Below are 25,804 nucleotides of genomic sequence, written 5' to 3' on the forward strand. Positions count from 1 at the left end.
TGGGCTGCGGAGCAGCCCCAAATCACCCAAACAACCCCGCCGCAATATTGATCGAGAACCCCAGGATCGCCGTATTGAACACAAACCCGATCAACGACTGCGCCAACACAATCTTGCGCAACTGCCGCGTCGCAACACCCACGTCCGATGTCTGCACCGCCACGCCGATGGTGAAAGAGAAGTACAGGAAATCCCAATAATTGGGCGTGGTCAGACCCTCGGCGAAGCGCAGGGCCGGTTCCTTGCCTTCCCAGGTGTAATACAACCGCGCGTAATGCACGCTGAAGATCACCCCGATCAGCAGCCATGAACCAATCACGGTCAACGCAGTGACGCCGTAATGCAAGAGTTTGGCGGCGGTTTGCAGGTCGCGGCTGCCGGCCAGTTCGAAGGTGATGGTTGCCAGGCTCGCCAGCGCCGCGATGCAGACCATCAGGAGGACCAGCCCCGCGTTCTCGTCTTCGCGTTCGGCGATGCGCTGGACGTCCGGTGCCTTGGCCCGCACGGTCAGCCAGAACATCAGCACCAGGTACGTCCAGACCCCGACGTTCCAGCCGATCAGGATTTGGCTGATGATCGAGTCCGCGGGAATCAGCAGCCCCGCCGCCAGGCCAATGATCGTGGCGCAGGAAAGACGCGGGTGGGTGCGGGCGAGGCGGGGCATGGGAGCTCACTGTCAGGCGGGAATGCACGGAGTATGAATCATCACGCCAATGCTGGATCGGCAATGTCGCTGGATTGGATCAGTTTCACGCCAGCTTCTTGCATGCGGCGGATGGCCGTATCCATCGAGCCGTCGATATCAATGCCTCGGCAAGCGTCCAGCAAGACAATCGCATTGAAACCTGCCATACGAGCATCCAGCGCCGAATACATCACGCAGAAATCCAGGGCCAGCCCGACCATGTACACCGTGTCGATACCGCGCTCCTTGAGATAGCCTGCCAGCCCGGTAGGTGTTTGACGGTCGGCTTCCATGAAAGCCGAATAGCTGTCGATGGATGGGTTGCAGCCTTTGCGGATGATCAGTTGCGCATGGGGCAAGTCCAAGGCCGGGTGCAGCGCGGCGCCCGGTGTGCCCTGGACGCAATGGTCGGGCCAGAGTTTCTGTTCACCGTAGGGCAGTTGAATGATGTCGAAAGGTTGTTTGCCTGCGTGGCTGGAGGCAAACGAGGCATGTCCGGCCGGGTGCCAGTCCTGTGCGACCACGATGTGCCGGAACGTGCGGCCCAGTTGGTTGACCAGCGGCACGATTTCATCGCCGCCCGGCACGGCGAGTTGGCCGCCGGGGGTGAAGTCGTTTTGTATGTCGATCACCAGTAGTGCGGTGTTTGTAGACTTGCTATCCGTGGTAGGCATGCAGACTGCTCCTTGAGATTGACCTGCTGAGCTTAGGCTCGAAATGTCTTTCGTCGCAAATATCCCAACGGTGATGGCTTTTTGATGTTCGGTCCGTGCACTACCGTACCAATTGTGTACAATCGCCGACTTTCAACCGGGCATGGAGGCACTTCGGCTTTCTGTCACGAGAAAAACCCATGCTTATCGGCAGTTATTCCCCCGCCCTTGTTTCCATCTCTTTGTTTGTTGCGATCCTGGCGTCTTACACTGCGCTGGACCTGACTGGGCGTATCGCCACTGCGCAAGGCCGCGCCGTTCACCTTTGGATGACGGGTGGTTCGCTGGCGATGGGAGTGGGCATCTGGTCCATGCACTTCATCGGCATGCTCGCGTTCACCTTGCCGGTGGAGCTTGGCTACGATGTGGCGATCACCGCGCTGTCCCTGCTGATCGCGATTCTTTCCAGTGGCTTTGCCCTGTGGCTGGTCAATCAGCCAAAGCTGCGGGTTTGGCAGTTGGCGTTTGGCGCTTTGGTCATGGGCACCGGGATCAGCGCCATGCATTACACCGGCATGGCGGCGTTGCGGATGCAGCCGGGCATTGATTATGACCCGACGTTGTTTGGCACTTCACTGCTGATTGCTGTCGTGGCGTGCGCGGCGGCGTTATGGATTGCCGTGCGCCTTCGCCAGCATTCCCCTCATGTACGAATCGCCCGAGCCGGCGCCGCCGTGGTGATGGGCATCGCCATTGTCGGCATGCATTACACCGGCATGGCCGCGGCGCAGTTCAGCGAAGGCAGTTTCTGCGGATCCCTCGATGGCTTGAGCGGCAAGGGCCTGGACAATCTGGTTCTGATCACCACGTTGGCGGTGCTGGCGATCGCCTTGCTGACATCGATTCTGGATGCGCGTCTTGAAGCCCGTACCGCGGAGCTGGCCAAGTCGCTGACCCAGGCCAATCGGGAACTGACCCAACTGGCCCTGCACGATCCCCTGACCGGGTTGCCCAATCGCGTGCTGTTGGCGGATCGTATCGGCCAGGCCATGCACCGGGTGCAAGAGCAGGGCGGCTGTTTTGCGTTGATGTTCATCGACCTCGACGGTTTCAAACCGGTCAACGACGCGTTCGGGCATCACATGGGCGATCTGTTGTTGCGGGACGTGGCCTTGCGTCTGCGCGAGGACTTGCGCAACCAGGACACACTCGCGCGGATTGGTGGCGATGAGTTCGTCCTGCTCGTGCAACTGGCCGATCCCGACGACGCCTTGCGCCTGGCTGCGCGCCAGGTCGCGCTGATCGCTCGCACGTTCCGGGTCGCCGACCATGACCTGCAGATATCCGCCAGTGTCGGTATCGCGCTTTTTCCCGGCAACGGCGAAAGCGCCGAAGAGCTGCTGATGAATGCCGACGCCGCGATGTACCACGCCAAGGGCGCCGGCAAGAACGGCTACAGTTTTTTCGACGCGTCGATGAACAGCAACGCCCGCAAGCAGTTGCAGCTGCTGCAAGACTTGCGCATCGCGGTCGAGCAGCGGCAGTTCAGCCTGCATTACCAACCCAAGTTCGACGCAGCGAATGGCCGTCCGGTCGGCGCTGAAGCGCTGCTGCGCTGGACCCATCCGACCCAGGGCATGATGATGCCCGACACCTTTATCGACTTGGCGGAAAAGACCGGGCTGATCATTCCCATCGGCGAATGGGTGCTGAACGAAGCCTGCCGGCAGATGCGCGAGTGGTACGTGCTGGGCTACACCGATTGGCGCATCGCGGTGAACCTTTCGGCGTTGCAGTTCTGCCATACAGGCTTGGTGCAGAGTGTCGCCAAGGCGCTGGAGACCCACCATTTGCCTGCCAACAGCCTGACCCTGGAAATCACCGAAACCACGGCCATGAGCGACGCGGACGCGAGCATGACCGTGTTGCAGCAACTGTCGGACATGGGCGTGGACCTGTCCATCGACGACTTCGGCACCGGTTACTCGAGCTTGATGTACCTCAAGCGCCTGCCGGCGAATGAGCTGAAGATTGATCGTGGCTTCGTCCGTGACCTGGAACACGACAGTGACGACGCGGCCATCGTCTCGGCCATCGTTGCCCTCGGCCAGGCCTTGGGCCTGCGGATCGTCGCCGAAGGCGTGGAAACCGATGTACAACAAGACTTCCTGACCCAGTTGGGCTGCGATTCGCTGCAAGGTTATCTGTTGGGTCACCCGCTGCCGGCCGAGCGCTTCTTGCACGACATCCGCCAGGCGCAAAGCGTGGCGATGGCCTGAGGCGTTCGCTCAGGGAAGGATCTCGAATGCGGCGCTGCCCAGTCGCTCGCCATTGACCAGCAAATGCACCGCATGCCGGCCCGCATAGTGTCGGCGGGTGGTCAGTTCGCGGATGTGCTGGGAACGGCTGAGGCTGGCGCACGCCAGGGCGGGCAGGTCGAAGGTCTTGAGCTTGAACACCTTGGCCGACGTGCCGCCCGATGCCTTCACGTAGTCGATGGCGTAATCAATCACCAGGCGCTGATCCTGTTCAGACGTTGATCGCACCTTGAACGAAAGGGTGACCTGTTCGCCAAGGCGAATCACTGGCGGCGTCACCTGCAAATCCGAAATCTCAACCTGCGCCTTGCCGCCTGCGCCGATGACAGCCAGCGCCCGAAGGTTGCCTTGCTTGATCAGGCTGCGCAGCGCATGACGGGCGATCCAGGCCGTGTGGCGGTCCTGCAACGGCCACCCTTCGATCCGCTCCAGCACCCAGTCGGGATGCTGCTTGGTCACATCGTTCAGATGGTTGGCGACGGATTTGCGCACGTAGAGGCTGTCGTCAGCCTTGAGGGCATCAAGAATCGCGGCGGTGAGTTCCGGGTTGGCCTGGATCGGTTCCAGATGGAACGACCACGGCAAGCGTGGCCGGCTGCCTTCGCTGGCGAGGCGGCGCACGTGTTCGTTGGCATCCAGTGCCCAGTCATGCATCACCTCAAGAGTGCGCGCCAAGTCATCGCGCAGGAAATGCCGGACGGCGAACTCCGCAGAGCCGAACCGGGTGAAATATTTGAGCGCGTCCATGGATTGATCGAAGGCATGCCGCCCGTACGACGCGACGTAGTGGGGGAGGAACATGCTGACGAACATGCTGTTGATGCGTGGCGCCAGGGCCCGCAAGACCTCGATCGATGCTTCGTAATCCAGCGGCAGGACCGCATGCAGACACTCGCTGACCCGCGCCATGCGCTGCATCACCGACAACCCGGCCAGTCCGTCGTTGGCCATGTGCAGGAACGCCTTGGCATCGAAGGCTGGGTACACCGCGCGCGTTTCGGTGGCGATGTGCTGCAGGCGCTCGGTGTTGAAGATTTCCTTCAGGGCAGGGGATGACGTAGTCATGGCGAGATCCGTAGTCCAGAGGGCGCCACTATGCCATGCCAGGCGCAACCCGTGGCGAGGGAGCTTGATAGCGGACAGTAAAAGGAATGTTTCGCCGTCAATGAAGTCCCAGATTCAGTACCTCGAATAACCTGGAGTTTTTTATGCGTAAACCAACCCTGATCGCCAGCCTGGTCCTGATCGCCAGCCTCGGAGCCCTTGGCCCCGTTGCACAAGCGGTCGAGAAGACTGGAGACGCCTTGGAGCACTCGCCGAGCAATGGCCGCAGGCTGGTGGAGAATGACCGGGTACCCGCCGACTATCAGCGTTCGGACCGGGCCATGAAAGATTGGAAGCAGAAAAAACTCGAGCAGCCGACAGAAGAGCAGCAATGGGTGCAGATTGACGACAAGTATTTGCTGATCGAAACCGTGTCCGGCGCGATCGTCAAGATCGTCCCGGCCACACGTTAATCAGAGCACCTCGCCCTTGTCCCACAAATGAACCAGTTCGCCAGGTGCCTGGTCCTCGGGCACCTGCAACACCATCTCATCGTCCTGGTCGTTGGCGCGGAAACGCACCTCGATCTGGAAGTAACGCTGGTCGCCCCGGCCCGGCGTAGAAGAGGTGAGCGGCAGGCACCCCTCCAACACTGAGCAGATGCGCGTGCGCTGATCGAGGTCGCACTGGGCGAACTCGATTTCCCGGGGGCGGGTCAGGGCGTGGATGGCCGCCACGCCGCCTTGGCGTGACAGCTTGACGACGGCTTTGTCGTCCAGGTCTGGAAGGGTTTTCATCCGTTCTCCTCGTTCAGGTCGACGCCCACCTGGGCCCAGCCATCCTGCACCGCTTGCACTTCCCGTTCGCCGAAACGTTGACGGGCGTGTTCGACAGTCAGGCGGGCGAAGGCGCTGAAGGAGGCATCGTTGGCCAATTGTCGGTCGCACAAGGTTTCATACCAGATCCGTCCGGCCTTTTCCCAGGCAAATCCGCCGAGTGCCGTCGCCACCAGATAAAAGGCCCGGTTGGGAATGCCAGAGTTGATGTGCACGCCGCCATTGTCTTCACGGGTGATGACGAACTCGCGCATGTGCGCCGGTTGCGGGTCTTTGCCCAGCAGCGGGTCATCGTAGGCGGTGCCGGGGTTGGACATGCTGCGCAGGCCGTCACCGTTGATCTTGTCGGTGAGCAGGTCGGCACCGATCAGCCAGTCGGCCTGGTCGGCGGTCTGGCCCAGGACGAATTGCTTGACCAGCACGCCGAACACATCGGAAATGGATTCGTTCAGCGCGCCGGACTGGTTGGCATAGACCAAGCCGGCTTCGCTTTCGGTGACGCCGTGGGCCAGCTCGTGGGCGACGACATCGAGGGAGCGGGTGAAGCGTTGGAAGATTTCGCCATCGCCGTCGCCAAACACCATCTGCGCGCCATTCCAAAAGGCGTTTTCGTAGCCATGGCCATAATGCACGGTGCCAACCAGGGCAAAGCCCTTGCCGTCGATGGAGTCGCGCCCCAGCACTTTCCAGAAAAAATCATAGGTGGCGCCGAGTGCGTCGTACGCCTCGTCCACCGCCGGGTCACCGCTGGCCGCTTGGCCTTCCAGGCGCACCGGTTGGCCCGGCAATTCCATGTTGTTCTGGGCGTCATGAATACTGCGCTGCGGATGGCCGGCCTTGCCAGGCTTGGGCAGTTTGGCCGCAGCGGGCGCATTGCTCGGCGGGCCGGGATTGTGACGCAGGTTTTTAACGTGGGTCAGCGTGCCGAGGGCGCTGGAGCGTTGCTGTTCGGAGCCATGGGCAATAATGCGATTGAGGATATAAGGCGGGATAAAACTATGCAGCGGGCGAGAGTCGATCATCAGAAAGTCCTTATCTGAAATGCAGGGTCGATACCCATGTGAACCGAAGTGGCCGTTGCGGTTCCCTTGCGCCGCAAAAGGTTGCCAGTCGCGTCGAATTCTGCGAAAACCCCGCGCCTGGATCACACGGGAATGACGCGATGAACGAAGAACTGCAAATCATCGACCTGGAACACGGCGATGGCAAAAGCGTAGTCAAAGGTGCGCTGATCACCACCCAATACCGCGGCACGCTGGAGGACGGCACCGAATTCGATTCGTCCTACAGTCGCGGCAAGCCTTTTCAATGCGTGATCGGCACCGGTCGCGTGATCAAGGGCTGGGACATAGGGCTGATGGGCATGCAGGTCGGCGGCAAGCGCAAACTCCTGGTGCCGGCACACCTCGCTTACGGTGAGCGGTCCATGGGGGCGCACATCAAGCCCAACAGCAATCTCATATTTGAAATCGAGCTGCTGGAAGTGCTGACGCGCGACGACTGAGGGCTTGTGTGCATCATCGGTCGCTGAACAGCGGGATCCGTCCATTGACGGAAGGGCGGTAGCACCAAGCCAACTGTTCCAGTCGTGGTTGGCCTCCGAGAATCGCACCCAGCGTGGCGCGGGCAATGTCCATCGCCAGGCTCTGGCCGGGACATTCATGGCGCCCGCTGCCGAAGCTGAAACTTCGGCGGTTCGGGCGGTCCAGCAGCACGACGTCCGGTTGCGGATTGAGCTGCGGGTCGCGATTGGCCGAGGCCAGCAGCACCAGCACCGTATCCCCGGGTTGCAGCGTCGTGCCGAGGATTTCGCAGGGCAGGGCGACGAAGCGCCGGGTGTTTTGTACCGCAGGGTCGAAACGCTGGACCTCGGCCAGCAACCGGCCGACCTGTTCGGGATCATCGCGGAGCAAGCCGCGCAAGGCGGGATCACGGATCAGCGCCAGCAGCGCGTTGCCGATGAGGCCTGCCGTGGCCTCGTAGGTTTGCGAGAGCAGGCCGATCAGGTTGGCGACGAGGCTGTCGGTGTCTTGGAAACCCTGGCAGATGCGCTTCAAAAAAGGATTGTCTTGCGCCGCGATCCGCCCTTGGAAAGCGCCGCTCAGTAGCTCACTGGCCCGGTGCGCGGCTTCTCGCTGCGCCGCCTGGCTCAAGGGCGACAGGCAGGCGACGAAATCTCCCGTCCATTCGCTGATCAGGCGGCTCTGCGCCGGGTCGAAGCCCAGCAACGCCGCCACCACGCTGGCCGGCCCGATAAACTGGGCCTGATGCAGGCCCTCGGCGCCATCCCTGAGAAAGCGCGTCTTGACCAACGCTTCGACTTGCCAGGGATCGACGTCCCGCAACACGGGCGCAACCGCCGCCCTCGGGCACCGCTGCCGTTCCCCGTCGTTCATCCGCATCAGGCGCCCGAAGACCCGGCCGGCAGGCCCATCGGCGATGGCGTTCGGCACCGGCTCATCGGTCGGACGCACATGGCAATCGGCATGATGCAATATGGCGCAAACCGCTTCGGCGTTGCTGGCGATCCAGAGCTTCAATCGAGGGTCGAAGGTCAACCCGCCATTGGCCCGCAGGCTCGCGTAGTAAGGGTAAGGATCGACGTGAGTCGCGGCGATGATCGGGTCCATGAAGCGCTGCCTCGTTCGTGATGGAGAAAGTGTTGCTACTATCTCCAGTCGATGCACGGCTTGATTCGGCGGGGAGCGAAATATGGATGCAGAACAACATGACGTGGGCGTATCCAGGGTGGCGGCGGCCATTGCCGAACCGGCCCGCACCCGCATGCTCTGCGCGTTGATGGACGGCCATGCGCGCACCAGCACGGAGCTGGCGAGCATCGCCGAAGTCAGCGCCTCCACCGCCAGTGCACATCTGGCCAAGCTCAGGGAGTTGGCCCTGGTGCGGTTGCATGTCCAGGGTCGTCATCGTTACTACAGCCTCGCTGACCCACGTGTGGCCCAGGCCCTCGAAGCCTTGATGGTGATCGGCCAGAGCGCCAGCCCGCCCTTCACTTCGCGCACGCCGGATCGCCTGCAATTCGCTCGCACCTGCTACGACCACATGGCCGGCGCCTTGGCGGTGAGATTGCATGACCGTCTGCTGGAAGCCGGATGGCTCGTAGGTGTGGAGGGCGACGGCTACCAGTTGAGTGAGCCCGGCGAGGCGCTGTTCAACGGGTTGGGCATTGACGTTCCGGCGCTGACGCTCCAGCGACGCCGATTCGCCTGCCCGTGCCTGGACTGGAGCATGCGCCGGCCGCATCTGGGCGGTGCCTTGGGCAAGGCATTGCTGCAAGTGGCGATCAAGCGCAAGTGGGTGATCCAGGACCTGGACAGTCGTGCCTTGGGGCTGACGGCTGAAGGACAGCGAGGGATGGCGGCGCGGTTTGGCATCATCACCGAAACGCAGACCAAACCCGCGGCCGCTATCGCGAGCAGGCTTGCCTCGCCTGTGGACCTGCGCTAATCAGGCCATATGCTTGCGCCGGTATTCATCCGGCGTGGTGCCCATCATTTTGCGGAACATGCTGATGAACGCCGATGCGCTGCTGTAGCCCAGGTCCAGGCCGATGGTTTCTACGCTCTGGCCACGTTCGAGCAGGGCCAGGGCTTCGATGACTTTCAGGCGCTGGCGCCATTCCACCAGTGACATGCCCAGGTCCCGCTGGGCCCGACGCATCAGCGTGCGCTCGGTGGTGTTGGCGGCGCGGGCCAGTTGTGGCAGGGAGCGCGGGTCGCTGGGGTTCGCCTCCAAGGCCCGTAGCACTGGGCCCAACAGCGGGTCATCCGAAGACGGTAAGTAACTGCCGACATGGGGCGCCTGGACCAGCTTGTCCAGCAGAACCTGCAACAAGCGCTGCTGCTCGGGCGTCTGTGGCTGGCTCGGCGGGTCGCTGCGCAACTCTTCCAACAGGGCGCGGATCAGCGGGCTCAAGGTCAGCGCGCAGGGCACGGCGGGCAGCGCAGCGCACAGTTCGGCCGCCAGATACAACGAACAATGGCAGGCCTCATGCCGATTGAACCCAACGTGTTCCATGTCCGGCGGTAGCCAAATGCCGTACTGCGGTGGCGCCAGGTAATGGTGCTGGGCGATCTCGATTTCCATCACGCCACTGTAGGAGTAGACGAACTCACCCCAGGCGTGCCGGTGCCGAGGGTAAGTGGCATGGGCCGGCATGCAGGCGCTGCGAAAGAAAATCGGCGAGGGCAGGGCCGCTTCGAACGGAGGAATCTTCAGATGTTGGGCTGGAGGCTGCATATCGACCGCAATGGCGGATTACCGGGATGGCTTGTCGGGTAATCACTATATCCAGCAAAGCTGTCAGGCAGACAATCCTTTCATCTATTTCTGCCCGAGGAGTTTTCCCATGACTACCCGCCGCGCCCTGGATGGCCAGGTCGGCGTCCTGATGACCGGCCTCTGTGCCATCTGGGGATTCCAGCAAGTCGCGATCAAGGCCAGCGCGGTCGATATGGCGCCAATGCTGCAACTGGGGGTGCGCTCGGCCATCGCAGCGGTACTGGTCTGGCTGTTGGTATTGGCGCGCGGTGAACGTTTATCACTGGCTGATGGAAGTTGGCGTCCGGGCCTGTTGGTGGGGTTGTTGTTCGCCTTGGAATTCGTGCTGGTGGGCGAAGGCCTGCGTCATACGACGGCTTCGCACATGGTGATTTTCTTGTACACCGCACCGATGTTCGCCGCCCTCGGCCTGCACTGGAGATTGCCGAGCGAACGTCTCAAGCCGGCGCAATGGCTCGGTATCGCGATGGCATTCGGCGGGATAGTGGTGGCCTTCAGTGGCGGCTCGGGCGCGGCGAGCGGCAGCTCGTTGCTGGGCGACGGGATGGGCTTGCTGGCCGGCGCACTGTGGGGCGCAACCACGGTGACGGTACGCTGTTCGCGACTGACGGACTTGCCGGCCAGCCAGACGCTGCTTTATCAGCTGGTGGGCGCCGGGATACTGCTGATCGGAGTGTCGGCGGCGCTCGGGGAAACGGCGATCAACCCGACGCCGCAGCTCTTTGCGAGCATGGCGTTCCAGGTGTTGCTGGTGTCCTTCGCCAGTTTCTTGATCTGGTTCTCCCTTCTGCGTCGCTACCTGGCGTCGCAATTGGGGGTGCTGTCGTTCATGACGCCGCTGTATGGCATCGGTTTTGGCGTCTGGTTGCTGGATGAGCCGCTGGAGCCGAACTTCATCGTTGGCGCGGTCTTGGTGCTGGGCGGAATTCTGCTGGTCAGCGGCTACGGCTGGTTTCGCCAGCGTTGGGGACGAGGGTCGGTTTGCGGCGGGAGTAACTGAAAGAAGAATGTTAAAAGCCCACCCCTGCATGGACAGGGGTGGGCTTTTTACTGGAGCTTCAGGTGCCCAGAGGGGTTTGGATCAAACCTTGACGATCCAACCCGCTGGCGCTTCCACATCGCCGGTCTGCACACCGGTCAGCTCTTTGTAGAGCTTCTGGGTGATCGGGCCGACTTCGGTTTCGCTGTGGAACACGTGCAGCTTGTCCTTGTAGCTGATGCCGCCAATCGGCGTGATCACCGCGGCGGTACCGCAGGCGCCGGCTTCCTTGAAATCTGCCAGCTTGTCGATGAACACATCACCTTCGATCACTTCCAGGCCCAGGCGCGATTTCGCCAGTTCGATCAGCGACAGGCGAGTGATGCCTGGCAGGACCGACGGGGAGTTGGGGGTGATGAATTTGTTGTCGTGGGTGATGCCAAAGAAGTTGGCCGAGCCGACTTCCTCGATTTTCGAATGGGTCATCGGGTCCAAGTAGATGCAGTCGGCGAAACTGGCTTTCTTCGCCTGGGAGCCGGGCATCAGGCTGGCGGCGTAGTTGCCACCGACCTTGGCCGCGCCGGTGCCCTGTGGGGCAGCGCGGTCGAAGCTGGAGATCAGGAAATTGTGCGGGGTCAGGCCGCCCTTGAAGTAGGCGCCGACCGGAATGCAGAAAATCGAGAAGATGAACTCGGGTGCGGTGCGCACGCCGATGTTGTCACCCACGCCGATCACGAACGGGCGCAGGTACAGCGCGCCGCCGGTGCCATACGGCGGGATGAAGCGCTCGTTGGCGCGGACCACTTGCTTGCAGGCTTCGACGAACTGCTCGGTGTCGACGTGCGGCATCAGCAGGCGGGCGCAGCTGCGTTGCATGCGGGCGGCGTTCTGGTCCGGGCGGAACAGGTTGATCGAGCCGTCCTTGCAGCGATAGGCCTTCAGGCCTTCGAAGCATTGCTGACCGTAGTGCAGGGCGGTGGAGCCCTCGCTGATGTGCAGCACGTTGTCTTCGGTCAGGGTGCCTGTGTCCCAGGCGCCATCGCGCCAGTGCGACAGGTAGCGCTTGTCGGTCTTGATGTAGTCAAAGCCCAGTTTGTCCCAATTGATGCTCTCGTTACCCATGACACCCTCTATTTCTTAACAACCGTCGAAACGGTTCAAGGCTTCTGACGTTTTTTGGATGGGGACAACAATACTTCATTCCGGGGCTGTTTCGCAGCCTCACTCAGATGATTGTTCCCACGCTCCGCGTGGGAATACCTCAACGGACGCTCCGCGTTCGGCTTTGGGACGCGGAGCGTCCCTGGCTGCATTCCCACGCGGAGCATGGGAACGATCAATGCGTCACAGATGCAACGCATGCCCCAACGCTCGCAACGCCGCTTCCTGCACTGCCTCGCCCAGCGTTGGGTGGGCGTGGATGGTGCCGGCGATGTCTTCCAGGCGCGCACCCATCTCCAGGGATTGGCCGAACGCCGTGGACAACTCCGACACACCCACGCCCACCGCTTGCCAACCGACGATCAGGTGATTGTCCCGGCGCGCCACGACCCGGACGAAACCGCTTTTCGATTCCAGGGTCATGGCCCGGCCGTTGGCGGCGAACGGGAAGCTCGACACGATGCAGTCGAGCCCGGCGGCCTTGGCTTCGTCCGGCGTTGTGCCGACCACGACCACTTCTGGATCGGTGAAGCACACCGCCGCGATGGCGGTCGGGTTGAATTCCCGATGCTGGCCGGCGATCAGCTCGGCGACCATTTCGCCCTGGGCCATGGCCCGGTGGGCGAGCATCGGTTCGCCGCTCAAGTCGCCGATGGCCCAGACGTTGCGCATGCTGGTCTGGCAACGGCTGTCGATCTTCACCGCCGAACCGTTCATCGCCAGGTTCAGCGCTTCGAGGTTCCAGCCCAGGGTGTTGGGTTTGCGCCCAACCGCCACCAGCACCCGGTCGGTGTCCAGGTTCAACGTGTCGCCGTTGGGATCACGCACTTGCAAGGTGCTGGCCTGGGCATCGAAACCTTCGACACTGTGCTTGAGGTACAGCTTCACGCCCAACTGCTTGAGCGCCTCGTGCACCGGTTGCGTCAGCTCGCCGTCATAGGCCGGCAGAATCCGCTCCTGGGCCTCGACCACGCTGACCTCGGCGCCGAGCTTGCGATAGGCAATGCCCAGCTCCAGACCGATATAACCGCCGCCGACCACCACCAGGTGCTTGGGCACCGAGGTGGGGGCGAGGGCTTCGGTGGAGGAAATGATCGGCCCGCCAATCGGTAGCATCGGCAGCTCGACACTCTTCGAACCGGTGGCCAGCAACAGGTGTTCGCACTGGATACGGCTGTCGCCGACTTCCACAGTCTTGCCGTCGATGACCTTGGCCCAGCCGTGAATGACTTGGACCTTGTGCTTTTTCAGCAGCGCCGCGACGCCGGTGGTCAGGCGATCGACGATGCCGTCTTTCCATTCCACGCTCTTGCCGATGTCCAGGGTTGGCGCCGACACCGAGATACCCAAGGCCGAGCCCTGGCTGTGGTGCCGGGTCTGGTGGAACTGTTCGGCGACATGGATCAACGCCTTGGACGGAATGCAGCCGATGTTCAGGCAGGTCCCGCCCAGCGCCTGGCCTTCCACCAGGATGGTCGAAATGCCCAGTTGCCCGGCGCGGATCGCCGCCACGTAGCCGCCAGGACCGCCGCCGATGATCAGCAGCGTGGTGTTCAAAGTTTGCATCTCTTACTCCACAAACAAAGTGGCGGGTTGTTCGAGCAAGCCACGCAGGGCCTGGATGAATTGCGCCGCGTCCATGCCATCGACCACCCGGTGATCGAAGGAGCTGGAGAGGTTCATCATCTTGCGAATCACGATCTGGCCCTTGATCACCATCGGGCGTTCGACGATTTTGTTCACGCCGACAATCGCCACTTCCGGCAGGTTCAGCACCGGCGTGCTGACGATGCCACCGAGTGCGCCGAGGCTGGTCAGGGTGATGGTCGAGCCGGACAGCTCATCGCGACTGGCCTTGCCATTACGGGCGGCCGTGGCCAGGCGCGAAATCTCCGCCGCGCTGTCCCACAGTGTACGGGCCTCGGCATGACGCACCACCGGCACCATCAAGCCGACGTCGCTCTGGGTGGCGACACCGACATGCACCGCGCCGGAGCGGTGGATCACTTGGGCTTCATCGTCGTAACGGGCGTTCATCTGCGGAAAATCCCGCAAGGCCACGACCAGGGCACGCACGAGGAACGGCAGTAAGGTCAGCTTGCCGCGACTGGCACCGTGTTTTTCGTTCAGGTGAGCCCGCAGTTCTTCCAGGGCGGTCACGTCGACTTCCTCGACGTAGCTGAAATGGGCGGCGCGTTGGGTGGCTTCCTGCATGCGCTGGGCGATCTTGCGGCGCATGCCGATCACCGGGATCTGCTGTTCGTCGTGACGTTCGGCATAACCCGAGCCAGCCTTGGCCTGGGCCGACGGTCCCTGGGCCAGATAGGCTTCCAGGTCTTCATGCAGAATCCGCCCGGCGGGGCCGCTGCCCTGGACCAGGCGCAGCTGGATGCCCAGGTCCAATGCGTGTTTGCGCACGGCCGGCGAGGCCAGTGGACGCTCTTCAGGGGCGCGGGCCACCGGGGCTTGCGGGGCGCAGCGTGGCGCGACGGTTTTTTCCACCACCGGTTCAGGCGTGGCCACTGGCGCTGGCTTTGGCGCCTTTACAGCCGCCGCAGCTGGAGCCGGTTGTGCCGATTCTTTCAAATTGCCCGCGCCTTCGACTTCGATGCGGATCAGCTCGCTGCCCACCGCCATGACTTCACCGGGCTCGCCACCCAGGGCAATGACCCGGCCATGCACCGGTGAAGGGATGTCCACCATCGCCTTGTCGGTCATGACGTCGGCCAATACCTGGTCCTCGACCACCATGTCGCCAACCTTGACGTGCCACACCGACAGCTCAACTTCCGCGATGCCTTCGCCGATGTCCGGCATCTTGATAACGTGCGTGCCCATTCAGACCTCCATGACCCGTTTCAACGCCGCGCCCACACGGGACGGCCCAGGGAAATACGCCCACTCCTGCGCGTGCGGGTAGGGGGTGTCCCAACCGGTGACGCGCTCGATGGGCGCTTCCAGGTGGTGGAAGCAATGTTCTTGTACCAATGACACCAGCTCGGCGCCGAAACCGCAGGTGCGGGTGGCTTCGTGGACCACCACGCAGCGGCCGGTCTTCTTCACGGATTTGACGATGGTTTCAAGGTCCAGCGGCCAGAGGCTGCGCAGGTCGATGACTTCGGCGTCGATGCCGGTTTCTTCGGCCGCCACTTGGGAGACGTAGACCGTGGTGCCATAGGTGAGAACGGTCACATCCTTGCCAGGACGGGTGATGGCGGCGACATCCAGCGGCACCGTGTAGTAGCCATCCGGCACTTGTGCCGAAGGGTGCTTAGACCACGGCGTCACCGGGCGGTCGTGGTGGCCGTCGAACGGGCCGTTATACAGGCGCTTGGGTTCGAGGAAGATCACCGGGTCATCGTTTTCGATGGAAGCGATCAGCAGGCCCTTGGCGTCGTAGGGGTTGGACGGCATGACGGTGCGCAGCCCGCAAACCTGGGTGAACATCGCCTCGATGCTCTGGCTGTGGGTCTGGCCGCCATAGATACCACCGCCGCAAGGCATGCGTAGGGTCATCGGCGCGGTGAACTCGCCGGCCGAGCGATAGCGCAGGCGCGCGGCTTCGGAAATGATCTGGTCCGAGGCGGGGTAGACGTAGTCGGCGAACTGGATCTCGGCCACCGGCCGCAGTCCATAGGCGCCCATGCCCACCGCCACGCCGACGATGCCGCTTTCGGAAATCGGTGCGTCGAACACCCGCGAGGTGCCGTACTTGTTCTGCAGGCCTTCGGTGCAGCGGAACACGCCGCCGAAGTAACCGACGTCCTGGCCGAACACCACGACGTTGTCGTCGCGCTCGAGCATCACGTCCATGGCCGAGCGCAGGGCCTGGATCATGGTCATGGTGGTAGTGGTCATGGCGGTGTCCAACGCAATAGTGTTGTTGTGATCGTTCATGTCAGATCCCCAACTGCTGACGCTGGCGCTTCAAGTGCTCCGGCATCTCTTTGTAGACGTCTTCGAACATGGTCGCGGCGCTTGGGATCTGCCCGCCGGCGAGGGTGCCGTACTGCTCGGCTTCCTTTTGCGCGGCGATCACCTCGGCTTCGAGTTCGGCGGTGACGGCGGCATGTTCCTCTTCGGACCACTGGCCGATCTTCACCATGTGCTGCTTGAGGCGGGCAATCGGATCGCCCAGCGGGAAATGGCTCCAGTCATCGGCGGGACGGTATTTCGAGGGATCATCGGACGTGGAGTGCGGGCCGGCGCGGTAGGTGACCCATTCGATCAGCGCCGGGCCGAGATTGCGGCGGGCGCGTTCGGCGGCCCAACGCGAGGCGGCATAGACCGCCATGAAATCGTTGCCATCGACACGCAGGGAGGCGATGCCGCAGCCGACGCCGCGTCCGGCGAACGTGGTGGCTTCACCGCCGGCAATGGCCTGGAACGTCGAAATGGCCCATTGGTTGTTGACCACATTGAGGATCACCGGCGCCCGGTAGACGTGGGCGAAGGTGAGGGCGGTGTGGAAGTCCGATTCGGCGGTGGCGCCGTCACCGATCCAGGCCGAGGCGATCTTGGTATCGCCCTTGATCGCCGAGGCCATGCCCCAGCCCACGCCTTGGATGAACTGGGTGGCGAGGTTGCCGGAAATGGTAAAGAAACCGGCGTCCTTGACCGAGTACATGATCGGCAATTGCCGGCCCTTGAGCGGGTCGCGCTCGTTGGACAGCAGTTGGCAGATCAGGTCCACCAGCGGCACTTCGCGGGCCATCAGGATGCTTTGCTGGCGGTAGGTGGGGAAGCACATGTCGTCGATGTTCAAGGCCAGGGCCTGGGCGCTGCCGATGGCTTCTTCGCCAAGGCTTTGCATGTAGAACGACATTTTTTTCTGACGCTGGGCGACGACCATGCGGTTGTCGTAGATGCGCGTCTTGAGCATGGCACGCATGCCCTTGCGCAGGATCTCGACGGGAATGTCCGCGGCCCAGTCGCCCAAGGCATTGCCCTGGTCGTCGAGCACGCGGATCAGGCTGCGGGCCAGGTCGGCGGTGTCGGCGGGTTCGACGTCGATGGGTGGTTTGCGCACCGTGCCGGCATCGGACAGATGCAGGTAGGAGAAGTCGGTCTTGCAGCCGGGACGGCCCGAGGGTTCTGGGACGTGCAGGCGTAGCGGTTCGTACGCTGGGTTCATGGCTTTCTACGCTCGATCTTGTGAATTTCTTGTAGTGGGCGCGCTAGCTGACGAATTTCCCCGGGTACGGGAAATTGTCCTGCAACAATCATAGGCTCGACGAAGAAGAATATTTTTCTCTGTTAGCTTGCTGTTCAGATCATTTGCAGATAAAAAATCTGCACAACGATAAAAATCAGGATTATTTGTCTCATGCGTAAATTGGATCGCACCGACATCGGCATTCTGAACAGCCTTCAGGAAAACGCCCGCATCACCAACGCCGATCTCGCCCGTTCGGTCAATCTGTCGCCGACGCCGTGCTTCAACCGCGTCCGGGCCATGGAGGAGCTGGGGGTGATCCGCGAGCAGGTCACGCTGCTGGATGCCGACCTGCTGGGGTTGCACGTCAACGTGTTCATCCATGTCAGCCTGGAGAAGCAGGTGGAGGAGGCGCTGCAGCATTTCGAGGAGGCCATCTCCGACCGGCCGGAGGTGATGGAGTGCTACTTGATGGCCGGCGATCCGGACTATCTGATCCGCGTGCTGGTGCCGACGATCCAGTCGTTGGAGCGGTTCATGATGGATTTTCTGACCAAGGTGCCGGGCGTGGCGAACATCCGCTCAAGCTTTGCCCTCAAGCAGGTGCGCTACAAGACCGCGTTGCCGTTGCCGGCGAATGGGTTGACGTTGGGTACGTAAAAGCTTCTAAAGCTGATTGATCGGAATCTTCAGATAGGTCACGCCATTGCCCTCGGCCGGCGGCATGTGGCCGGCCCGCACATTCACCTGAATCGCTGGCAACAGCAGCGTTGGCATGCCCAATGTCTTGTCGCGCTGGGTACGCATGGCCACGAACGCGGCTTCGTCGATGCCGTCGCGAACATGAATGTTGTCCCGGCGTTGTTCGCCCACGGGGCTCATGCATTGGGGCTCGCGATCTTCCGGCGGATAGTCGTGGCACACGTACAGGCGCACGCTGGCGGGAAAGGCCAGCAACTTTTGAATCGAGGCGTAGAGCTGATGGGCATTGCCACCGGGAAAGTCGCAACGGGCGGTGCCGACGTCTGGCATGAACAGCGTGTCACCCACCATGATCACGTCGCCATCGATCAGGTAGGCCATGTCCGCCGGGGTGTGGCCAGGCACGTGCAGGGCGGTGGCCTTGAGGTTGCCGATGAAAAAAGATTCGTCCGCCGTGAACAGGTGATCGAACTGTGAACCATCCACCGCAAAATGCGGTTCGAGGTTGAACAGCGCCTTGAAGACACGCTGAACCTGGTGGATCGATTCGCCGATGGCGATCTTGCCTCCCAGTTTCCCTCGCAAGTAAGGCGCGGCGGACAAGTGGTCGGCATGGGCGTGGGTTTCCAGCAGCCATTGCACCGTCAGTTGGTGTTCCGTCACGAAAGCGATTACCCGATCAGCCTGTTCGGTGCCGCTGCGGCCCGAAGCCGGGTCATAGTCAAGCACCGGGTCGATTACCGCGCATTGCCCGCCATCGTGCTCATAAACCACGTACGTGTAGGTCTTCGAGGCGGGGTCGAGGAAGCTCTGGATCTGCGCAGGCATGGTGACGGACCTGTAGGAAGAGTCTATTGCGGTGCGTAGGATTTTCAACATAAGGTCCGCAGCTTAAGTGAGGGCCACCGAGTCCTGCAAATGCGATCACGCCTGACATCAGGCGTGCGCGGCTTGAGAGACTTTTATGTTGCTGGCAAGTTTTCTGGGTGTGGTCATGGGGCTGGTCCTGGGCCTGACGGGCGCGGGCGGTGGCATTCTTGCGGTGCCGGCCCTGGTGTTGGGCCTGGGTTGGACGATGACCCAAGCCGCCCCCGTGGCATTGCTGGCGGTGGGCAGTGCAGCGGCGGTCGGCGCCATCGATGGGCTGCGCCACGGCCTGGTGCGTTATCGCGCGGCGTTGCTCATCGCGCTGTTGGGCGCGGTGTTCTCGCCGGTGGGTATTTATTTTGCCCACCGGCTTCCGGAAAAAATCCTGATGATGCTGTTCAGCTTGCTAATGGTGCTGGTGGCGGCACGCATGTTGCGTCGAGAGACCGCACAACCGGGCCCCAGCGATCATGGCGCGGCCAGTTGGGGCCAGAAAAACTGCATGCTCGACCGCGAGACCGGGCGCCTGGCCTGGACCGCCCGTTGCACCGCCACCTTGTCGGCGTTGGGTGCGGTAACCGGCATGGTCTCGGGACTGCTGGGCGTGGGCGGCGGTTTCCTGATCGTCCCGGCGTTCAAGCAACTGACCGACGTGCAGATGCGCGGGATCGTCGCGACCTCGTTGATGGTCATCAGCCTGATTTCGTTGATTGGCGTGGTGGGTGCGTTTCATGCCGGCGTGAGCATCGACCGGGTCGGGGCGGCGTTCATTGTGGCGAGCATCGTCGGGATGATGCTTGGCCGGCATTTATCAGCCAAGGTTCCGGCCCGGGCGTTGCAGGTGGGGTTCGCCGGGGTGTGCCTGGGGGTGGCGGTGTTCATGCTGCTGCGGGCTTAGCTGCTCTACGCAGATCCTTTGTGGCGAGCACCACAGGGATATGGGCGCTAGAGCAACCGACACTGCATCGAAAACCCCAACGCCACCGATTGCCCTTGCTCCAGCAAACGCAACCCCGGCCGCCCGGGCAAGTGATGGGCATTGACCGGGTGGCTGACCGGTTCGATGCAGAAAAAATCCAGCCCGACGGGGCAGTACAGCAGGAAGTATTTGCTGCCGCTGGCGCGGCATTCCAACTCATAGCCCAAGTCCGGTTGCTGGATCAGGCACTGCCCGTCCCAGCCGCCAAATCCATTGTCGACGAGGGTATCGGGCAGGGCGCTAATCTCCTGGAAATCCCATTCGGCAGGAATGTCGCTAAGCTCGGTCGGCAACTTCGAGGCGTCGCATTTCCAGACTTCGCTCGCCCGGGTTTGCAGGCGCGTGCGGGCGGTGCGTGGAAAATACGGATGCAAGCCCAGCCCATGCCAGGCAGGCTGTTTGGCTGTGTGGGTAACGAGCATGGCGATCTGCAGTTGGCCGCCACTGAGGCGAATCCGCAAGCTGGCGCAGTAGGCGAACGGGTGCAGGCTGTCGAGTTGCAGCAATGCTTCCTGGCCGCTTTGCTCGATCACTTGCCACGGTTGTTGCCAGGCGCTGCCATGAATCGGAAACGGGTCGTTGGGGCTGTTGGCTTCCAGGGCCAGCCAGCCACCGGGGCAGTCGAAACCGCCCTGGGCGATCCGGTTCGACCAGGGAGTCAAGGGGAAACAACCCAGCTTGCCCGGCAGGCCATTTTCCAGCGCATGCGGGGCGGGCGGACGCAGCAGCGGGGCGCCGGTGCTGCGCAAGGTCCATTCAACGAGACTGGCGCCCAGGTGCGGGGCCAGGGTCAGGCGGGTGAGTTCGTCTTCGAGGTACAGGAGGGGCTGCGTCATGGTAGTCGCTTCTGTTCGGAAGGGGGGGCAGATAACTTTTGGGAAGGGCAGATAGCTCTTGTGGCGAGGGAGCTTGCTCCCGCTGGACTGCGTAGCAGGCCCATCCGGTCTGGACCCGGGCGTCTGCTTCGCAGCCGAGCGGGAGCAAGCTCCCTCGCCACAAGGGGGCTTGCTCGCTTACAGGGTTACAACACCAGGTTCGGCAACCACAGCGAAATGGCGGGGATGTAGGTCACGAGCATCAGCACCACGAACAGCATGGCGTAGAACGGCAGCAGCGCCTTCACAGTACTTTCGATGCTGACCTTGCCGATGGCGGAGCCGACGAACAACACCGCGCCCACCGGTGGCGTTATCAGCCCGATACCCAGGTTCACCAACATGATCATGCCGAACTGCACCGGGTCCACGCCGATGCCCACGATGACAGGCATCAGGATCGGCGTCAGGATCAGGATCAGCGGCGCCATGTCCATCACGGTGCCCAACAGCAGCAACATCACGTTGATGCACATCAGGATCACGTAACGGTTGTCCGACAGTGTCAGGAACGCGGTGGTGATCTTCGCCGGGATTTCCATCAGCGTCATGATGTAGCCGAAGCTGGCGGCGAAGCCGATCAGGATCATCACGATGGAGATGGTGCGTACTGTACGGTGCATCAGTTTCGGCAACTCGCTCCACTTATAGTCGCGATAGATGCACATGGTCACGAAGAACGCCCACACCACGGCAATGGCGGCCGATTCGGTGGCGGTGAACACACCCGAGAGAATGCCGCCAAGGATGATGAACAGGGTCATCATGCCCCACATGGCTTCCCGGCAGATCTTCAACGCTTGCTTGAGCGGAATCACTTCGCCTTTGGGGTAATTGCGCTTTTTCGCGAAGACCAGGCACAGCGCCATCAGGCAGAGGTTCATCATGATGCCGGGGACGATGCCGGCCATGAACAGCGAACCAATGGAGACGGTGCCGCCAGCGGCGAGGGAGTACAGCACCGCGTTGTGGCTGGGCGGTGTCAGCAGCGCTTGTACCGAACCACTGACGGTGACGGCGGTGGCGTATTCACGCGGATAGCCCTGGCGTGTCATTTCCGGGATCAGCACCGAGCCGACCGAGGCGGTATCGGCCACCGAGGAGCCGGAGATCGCGCCAAAAAAACTCGAGGCCACAAGGTTGACCAAAGACAGGCCACCGCGCACGAAGCCCACCAGCACACTGGCGAACGCCACCAGTCGGCGGGACATGCCGCCTTCGGCCATGATCGCACCGGCCAGCACGAAGAACGGAATGGCCAGCAACGAAAATTTGTTCACCCCGCCCGTTACCTGGATCATCATGGCCTGGAACGGAATATCGATCCACCACGCCCCGATCAGGGCGGCAGCGCCCAGCGCATAGGCGACCGGCATGCCGATCAGGATCAACAACAAAAAACTGCCCAGCAGAATCAGCGCGTCCATTAAGCGGCACCTTCGTTTTCTTCAACCAGGTCGAACTGCACGACCCGACGCTTGCTTTGATCACCCAGCAAGAGTTTTTCCAGGACAAAAATCAGGGTCAGGAAACCACCGATCGGGATCGGCATGTAGGTGATGCCGACGCGCAGGGTGGGGATGGCGCTCATGAATTGATTCCAGGTGGTCATGCACAGCTTGGTGCCCCAGACGGTCATGAAAATGCACACCGCCGCCATCAATAGCTGCGTGAAAACCGAAGCCAGGGTTTGCCAGTGCGGGGGCATGCGGCTGGTGACCATGTCCACGGCCATGTGCGAGCCGGAGCGGTAGCTGGCGGCGGCACCGATGAAGGTAAATACGATCATCAGCAAGATGGCGGTGGGCTCCGGCCAGCTTGAGCCGGTACCGAGTACGTAGCGGGCGAACACCCCCCACGGAATCATCAGCGCAACGGCGAGGACAGAAAGGCCGGCCACCCAGATGCAAGTCATGTAAATCGTGTCGTTGATACGCAGCAGCAAATTCTTCATCGGGTTCCACCGTAACTGGGCGCGCCTTCACCTGCGGCGCGCCCAGCCTTTTCATGAGTACAGATTCAGAGGTGTTACTTGACGGCTTCGATACGCTTGATCAGGTCGGCATACGGCGCACCGTATTTGGCCCGGATCGGCGCGGTGGCGTCATAGAAGGGTTTTTTGTCGACGGTGATGAACTCGACGCCAGCGGCCTTGAGTTTTTCTTCACTGGCGGCGGACTTCTCGTCCCACAGCTTGCGCTCCTCCATTTGGGCAGCCTTAGCGTGTTTTTTCACCATCTCTTGCTGCTCTGGCGTGAGCTTGTTCCAGGTGATCTTCGACATCACGATCGGCTCAGGCAGGATCAGGTGACCGGTGAGGCTATAGAACTTGGCGTTCTGGTAATGGTTGTGCTCAAGCATGGTCGGCGGGTTGTTTTCCGCGCCGTCCACCACGCCGGTCTGCAGGGCGCTATAGATCTCGCCGGTGTCCATGGCGATGCCGTTGGCGCCCATGGCGTTGAAGGTCTCGATGAACATCGGATTGCCCATTACCCGAAGTTTCATGCCTTTCATGTCTTCGAGCGTGCGCACCGGTTTCTTGCTGTAGACGTTGCGGGTGCCGCCGTCCATCCAGGCCAATGCCACCAGGCCGAACTCGGAATTGGTGATCCGGCTGAGGATTTCATCGCCGACTTCTCCGTCGATGACCGCGCGCATGTGGGCCTGGTCGCGGAAGATGAATGGCATGTTGAAGACGTTCACGTCCGGCACCACAGGACCGACGATGCCGAGGCTGACGCGAGACATTTGGATCGCGCCGGCTTGCATCTGCTCGATGACTTCTTTTTCGGAACCCAGTACGCCGCCTGGGAAGTACCTGAACTTCAATTCGCCGTTGCTTTCTTTTTCCAGGGCTTTACCCATGGACTCCTCCGCAACCACGGTCGGGTAGCCTTTGGGGTGGATGTCGGCGATCTTGATGTCCAGCGCTTGTGCCGCCTGCGCCAGGAAGGCCAGGGGCAGGGCCGCGATCAGAAGCGTGCGTTTAAAATTCATGGTCAATCTCCAATGTTGTTGTTTTTATGTCTATCGATGTGAAGCGGCAAAGCAGATCAGTTCGCGGAGTGTTTCCGTCCTCCGAAAGCAGGTTCGGCCAGGCCCTTGACGCCGGGCTTGAGGGCGAACACGCCACCGGCCAAGGATTGCGGATCGTTGTCGTCACCTGGGCGGATCGAGGTGACGAAAAGGGTGTCCAGGCCACTGCCGCCAAAGGCGCACATGGTCGGTTTTTTCACCGGCACTTCCAGCGAGCGGTCGAGGCGTCCATCCGGGGTGAAGCGGTGGATCAGGCCTGCATCGTTGGCGCAGATCCAATAGCAACCGTCGGCATCCACCGCCGCGCCGTCCGGGCGACCGGCCAGAGGCATCATGTCGACGAACAGCCGGCGGTTGGACGGCGTGCCGCTGTCGATGTCGTAGTCGAAGGCCCAGATCTGCTGGATCAACGGGTGCGAATCGGAAAGGTACATCGTCCGGCCGTCCGGGCTGAAGCCCAGGCCATTGGGCACAATGAAACCGCTCAGTTGCGCCTCGACCGGGCTACGTTGACCAGCCTCATAACGGTACATTCGGCCCTCGTCGGCGTTGGCGCCCATGTTCAGCACCATGCTGCCGGCCCAGAAACGGCCCTGGCGATCGCAGCGGCCGTCGTTGAGGCGCATGTCAGTGCGACTGTGCTCGACGCTCGCGCACAATTCGCTGTCCAAGCTGCCGTCGTCATGGGGATGCAGGCGGAAGAAACCGCTCTCCATCCCCGCGACCCAGCCACCGTCCTGGTGCCGGGTGATGCAGGCGAGCATTTCGGGGGCTTCCCAGCCCTGGATTTTTCCGCTGCTGGCGTTCCAGCGTTGCAGGCCGCCGCTGGGGATGTTCACCCAATAGAGGGCGTTTTCCTCGGGGACCCACACCGGGCTTTCCCCGACGGCATTGCGTGCATCGACAATCAATTCGGCTTGCATGGCGATTCCTTGGTTCGTTCGTATCCCATGTAAAACAGGCGAATCAGTCGTCGAACGGGCCGGTCGCTACAAAAGCGCCGCCCTGGTAGACCATGGCCGGGTCATCGGCGGCCGGCATCGGCTGCGCTTCGACTTTGGCGCGGAAGATTTCCGAAGTGTCCTTGGGCTGGTAGCCCAGGTGCGCGGCGTGGCTGTTGTCCCACCAGACGTCGCGGTTGGCGGACACGCCGTAGACCACGGTATGGCCGACTTTGGGGGTATAGAGCGAGCATTCGATCAGTTGGGTGAGGTCGTCGAAACTCAGCCAGGTGCTCATCATCCGGCGGTTCTGTGGTTCCGGGAACGACGAGCCGATGCGGATGCTCACGGTCTCGATGCCGTAGCGATCGAAGTAGAAATTGGCGACGTCTTCGCCGTAGGACTTGGACAGGCCGTAGTAGCCATCCGGACGGCGAAGGCAATGAGCGTCGAGGGTCTGGTCCTGCTTGTAGAAGCCGATGACGTGGTTGGAACTGGCGAAAATCACGCGCTTGACGCCGTGCTTGCGCGCAGCCTCATAAATATAGAAAACGCCGCTGATATTGGCGCCGAGGATCTCTTCGAACGGACGCTCTACCGAAACACCACCGAAATGCAGGATGGCATCAACGCCCTCCACCAGTTGGTGCACGGCCTGTTTATCCGACAGGTCGCATGGCACCACTTCCTCACTTTCATCAATGGCCGGAGCCATGTTGGCGATGTCCGACAGGCGAATCTGGCGGGCGTAAGGCTTGAGGCGTTCGCGCAAGACTTTACCCAGGCCGCCGGCAGCGCCGGTCAACAGCAGGCGATTGAAGGGTTGGCGAATCTGTGTAGTGGTCATGGCATTACCTGAGCAAACAATGAGAGGTACAGTTGTTATAAGTTGTCGTACGACCGAGAGGGAATATCCTTATCCTTCCGCTACCTTGTCAACGTTTGATCGACGAACCGCTCTAGGTCGGCATCCTTGCCGGGGCTTGCCATGGCGCTGGCAGGCGCACATGGCAAGGGTTCCTCGGTGTTACAGGAGCGAAAGCGGATAGTTGAAGATGATTCGGTTTTCGTCGAATTCGTTGGTGCTGAAGTCACGACGAAGCGACGAGTTACGCCATTTCACGTTGAGGCTCTTCAGTACACCGCTCTGTACGGTGTAAGCCAGCTCACTTTCACGGCCCCATTCCTTGCCGTCGTCGACGGTGGCGGTGTGCACGTTGTCGCCGCTGATGTAGCGGTTCATCAGGGTCAGGCCCGGCACGCCGACAGCA

27 protein-coding genes are annotated in these 25,804 nt (G+C 61.8%); 7 read left to right on the forward strand and 20 right to left on the reverse strand.

Annotated elements, in window-relative coordinates; all coding sequences use genetic code 11:
- Positions 1-22 precede the first annotated feature (22 nt).
- Positions 23-664 carry a DUF1345 domain-containing protein gene (locus HU762_RS21430; protein ID WP_186640411.1) on the reverse strand — a complete coding sequence of 214 codons (642 nt, stop codon included), beginning with the start codon at positions 662-664 and terminating at the stop codon, positions 23-25.
- Positions 665-705: 41 nt separating this feature from the next.
- Positions 706-1,359 (reverse strand): bifunctional nicotinamidase/pyrazinamidase, encoded by a 654-nt coding sequence (gene pncA / locus HU762_RS21435; protein WP_186640413.1) that lies wholly within the window; start codon positions 1,357-1,359, stop codon positions 706-708.
- A 179-nt stretch (positions 1,360-1,538) separates the two neighbouring features.
- Here pncA and HU762_RS21440 point away from each other — a divergent pair, with 179 nt between their 5' ends.
- Positions 1,539-3,617, forward strand: coding sequence for an EAL domain-containing protein (locus HU762_RS21440; protein WP_186640415.1), 2,079 nt, complete (start codon positions 1,539-1,541; stop codon positions 3,615-3,617).
- A 9-nt stretch (positions 3,618-3,626) separates the two neighbouring features.
- Here the strand turns inward: HU762_RS21440 and HU762_RS21445 are convergent, their stop codons facing one another.
- Positions 3,627-4,721, reverse strand: a complete 1,095-nt coding sequence (locus HU762_RS21445; protein WP_186640417.1) for a DNA alkylation repair protein — start codon at positions 4,719-4,721, stop codon at positions 3,627-3,629.
- Between the two features lie 143 nt (positions 4,722-4,864).
- On the opposite strand from HU762_RS21445, the gene HU762_RS21450 reads away from it, so the two are divergent.
- The gene (locus HU762_RS21450; protein ID WP_186615466.1) at positions 4,865-5,173 is read left to right on the forward strand and encodes an RcnB family protein; all 309 of its coding nucleotides are present in this window, start codon (positions 4,865-4,867) and stop codon (positions 5,171-5,173) included.
- On the opposite strand, the gene HU762_RS21455 is transcribed toward HU762_RS21450, so the two are convergent.
- The gene (locus HU762_RS21455) at positions 5,174-5,497 is read right to left on the reverse strand and encodes a protealysin inhibitor emfourin (RefSeq protein WP_186640418.1); all 324 of its coding nucleotides are present in this window, start codon (positions 5,495-5,497) and stop codon (positions 5,174-5,176) included.
- On the reverse strand, positions 5,494-6,558 hold the full coding sequence (locus HU762_RS21460) for a M4 family metallopeptidase (protein ID WP_186640420.1): 1,065 nt from the start codon (positions 6,556-6,558) through the stop codon (positions 5,494-5,496). Before HU762_RS21460 ends, HU762_RS21455 begins: the two co-directional genes overlap by 4 nt.
- A gap of 140 nt (positions 6,559-6,698) precedes the next feature.
- Between HU762_RS21460 and HU762_RS21465 the strand changes: the two genes are divergently transcribed.
- Positions 6,699-7,040: an FKBP-type peptidyl-prolyl cis-trans isomerase gene (locus HU762_RS21465; protein ID WP_186640422.1), complete on the forward strand. Its 342-nt coding sequence runs from the start codon at positions 6,699-6,701 to the stop codon at positions 7,038-7,040.
- A gap of 13 nt (positions 7,041-7,053) precedes the next feature.
- Here the strand turns inward: HU762_RS21465 and HU762_RS21470 are convergent, their stop codons facing one another.
- Positions 7,054-8,166 (reverse strand): cytochrome P450, encoded by a 1,113-nt coding sequence (locus HU762_RS21470; protein WP_186640423.1) that lies wholly within the window; start codon positions 8,164-8,166, stop codon positions 7,054-7,056.
- 82 nt (positions 8,167-8,248) lie between these two features.
- Here HU762_RS21470 and HU762_RS21475 point away from each other — a divergent pair, with 82 nt between their 5' ends.
- On the forward strand, positions 8,249-9,004 hold the full coding sequence (locus tag HU762_RS21475) for a metalloregulator ArsR/SmtB family transcription factor (protein WP_186640425.1): 756 nt from the start codon (positions 8,249-8,251) through the stop codon (positions 9,002-9,004).
- Here HU762_RS21475 and HU762_RS21480 read toward each other — a convergent pair whose 3' ends face one another.
- On the reverse strand, positions 9,005-9,796 hold the full coding sequence (locus HU762_RS21480) for a helix-turn-helix transcriptional regulator (protein ID WP_186640427.1): 792 nt from the start codon (positions 9,794-9,796) through the stop codon (positions 9,005-9,007).
- Between the two features lie 109 nt (positions 9,797-9,905).
- Here HU762_RS21480 and HU762_RS21485 point away from each other — a divergent pair, with 109 nt between their 5' ends.
- Positions 9,906-10,838, forward strand: coding sequence for a DMT family transporter (locus HU762_RS21485; RefSeq protein ID WP_186640429.1), 933 nt, complete (start codon positions 9,906-9,908; stop codon positions 10,836-10,838).
- Between the two features lie 81 nt (positions 10,839-10,919).
- Here the strand turns inward: HU762_RS21485 and HU762_RS21490 are convergent, their stop codons facing one another.
- The 5 genes from HU762_RS21490 to HU762_RS21510 form a co-directional block, all read right to left on the reverse strand.
- A complete protein-coding gene (locus HU762_RS21490; protein WP_186640431.1) occupies positions 10,920-11,939 on the reverse strand; it encodes a branched-chain amino acid aminotransferase in 1,020 nt (339 codons plus the stop codon).
- A gap of 222 nt (positions 11,940-12,161) precedes the next feature.
- Entirely contained in the window at positions 12,162-13,544 is a 1,383-nt protein-coding gene (lpdA, locus tag HU762_RS21495; RefSeq protein WP_186640433.1) for a dihydrolipoyl dehydrogenase, read from the reverse strand.
- 3 nt (positions 13,545-13,547) lie between these two features.
- Positions 13,548-14,816: a dihydrolipoamide acetyltransferase family protein gene (locus tag HU762_RS21500; RefSeq protein ID WP_186640435.1), complete on the reverse strand. Its 1,269-nt coding sequence runs from the start codon at positions 14,814-14,816 to the stop codon at positions 13,548-13,550.
- Positions 14,817-15,875, reverse strand: a complete 1,059-nt coding sequence (locus tag HU762_RS21505; RefSeq protein ID WP_186640437.1) for an alpha-ketoacid dehydrogenase subunit beta — start codon at positions 15,873-15,875, stop codon at positions 14,817-14,819.
- A 1-nt stretch (position 15,876) separates the two neighbouring features.
- Positions 15,877-17,112, reverse strand: coding sequence for a 3-methyl-2-oxobutanoate dehydrogenase (2-methylpropanoyl-transferring) subunit alpha (locus tag HU762_RS21510; protein ID WP_030141238.1), 1,236 nt, complete (start codon positions 17,110-17,112; stop codon positions 15,877-15,879).
- A gap of 192 nt (positions 17,113-17,304) precedes the next feature.
- Here HU762_RS21510 and bkdR point away from each other — a divergent pair, with 192 nt between their 5' ends.
- Positions 17,305-17,793, forward strand: a complete 489-nt coding sequence (bkdR, locus tag HU762_RS21515) for a Bkd operon transcriptional regulator BkdR (RefSeq protein WP_003202929.1) — start codon at positions 17,305-17,307, stop codon at positions 17,791-17,793.
- Between the two features lie 6 nt (positions 17,794-17,799).
- Here bkdR and HU762_RS21520 read toward each other — a convergent pair whose 3' ends face one another.
- Positions 17,800-18,663, reverse strand: a complete 864-nt coding sequence (locus HU762_RS21520) for an MBL fold metallo-hydrolase (protein WP_186640439.1) — start codon at positions 18,661-18,663, stop codon at positions 17,800-17,802.
- 136 nt (positions 18,664-18,799) lie between these two features.
- Here HU762_RS21520 and HU762_RS21525 point away from each other — a divergent pair, with 136 nt between their 5' ends.
- Positions 18,800-19,600, forward strand: coding sequence for a sulfite exporter TauE/SafE family protein (locus HU762_RS21525; protein WP_186640440.1), 801 nt, complete (start codon positions 18,800-18,802; stop codon positions 19,598-19,600).
- 47 nt (positions 19,601-19,647) lie between these two features.
- On the opposite strand, the gene HU762_RS21530 is transcribed toward HU762_RS21525, so the two are convergent.
- The 7 genes from HU762_RS21530 to HU762_RS21560 all read right to left on the reverse strand — a co-directional run.
- On the reverse strand, positions 19,648-20,517 hold the full coding sequence (locus tag HU762_RS21530; protein ID WP_186640442.1) for an aldose 1-epimerase: 870 nt from the start codon (positions 20,515-20,517) through the stop codon (positions 19,648-19,650).
- Between the two features lie 185 nt (positions 20,518-20,702).
- The gene (locus tag HU762_RS21535) at positions 20,703-21,983 is read right to left on the reverse strand and encodes a TRAP transporter large permease (protein ID WP_186640444.1); all 1,281 of its coding nucleotides are present in this window, start codon (positions 21,981-21,983) and stop codon (positions 20,703-20,705) included.
- Positions 21,983-22,510, reverse strand: coding sequence for a TRAP transporter small permease (locus HU762_RS21540; RefSeq protein ID WP_186640446.1), 528 nt, complete (start codon positions 22,508-22,510; stop codon positions 21,983-21,985). The genes HU762_RS21535 and HU762_RS21540 overlap by 1 nt, the downstream gene beginning before the upstream one ends.
- Positions 22,511-22,584: 74 nt before the next feature.
- Entirely contained in the window at positions 22,585-23,553 is a 969-nt protein-coding gene (locus HU762_RS21545; protein ID WP_186640448.1) for a TRAP transporter substrate-binding protein, read from the reverse strand.
- A 56-nt stretch (positions 23,554-23,609) separates the two neighbouring features.
- Entirely contained in the window at positions 23,610-24,515 is a 906-nt protein-coding gene (locus tag HU762_RS21550; RefSeq protein WP_186640450.1) for an SMP-30/gluconolactonase/LRE family protein, read from the reverse strand.
- Positions 24,516-24,558: 43 nt separating this feature from the next.
- Positions 24,559-25,380: an NAD(P)-dependent oxidoreductase gene (locus HU762_RS21555; RefSeq protein ID WP_186640452.1), complete on the reverse strand. Its 822-nt coding sequence runs from the start codon at positions 25,378-25,380 to the stop codon at positions 24,559-24,561.
- A gap of 180 nt (positions 25,381-25,560) precedes the next feature.
- A partial coding sequence (locus tag HU762_RS21560) for an OprD family outer membrane porin (protein ID WP_186640454.1) occupies positions 25,561-25,804 on the reverse strand: 244 nt, incomplete at its 5' end.

The sequence above is a fragment of the Pseudomonas sp. SWRI92 genome (assembly GCF_014268685.1).
Taxonomy (GTDB): Bacteria; Pseudomonadota; Gammaproteobacteria; order Pseudomonadales; family Pseudomonadaceae; genus Aquipseudomonas; species Aquipseudomonas marvdashtae.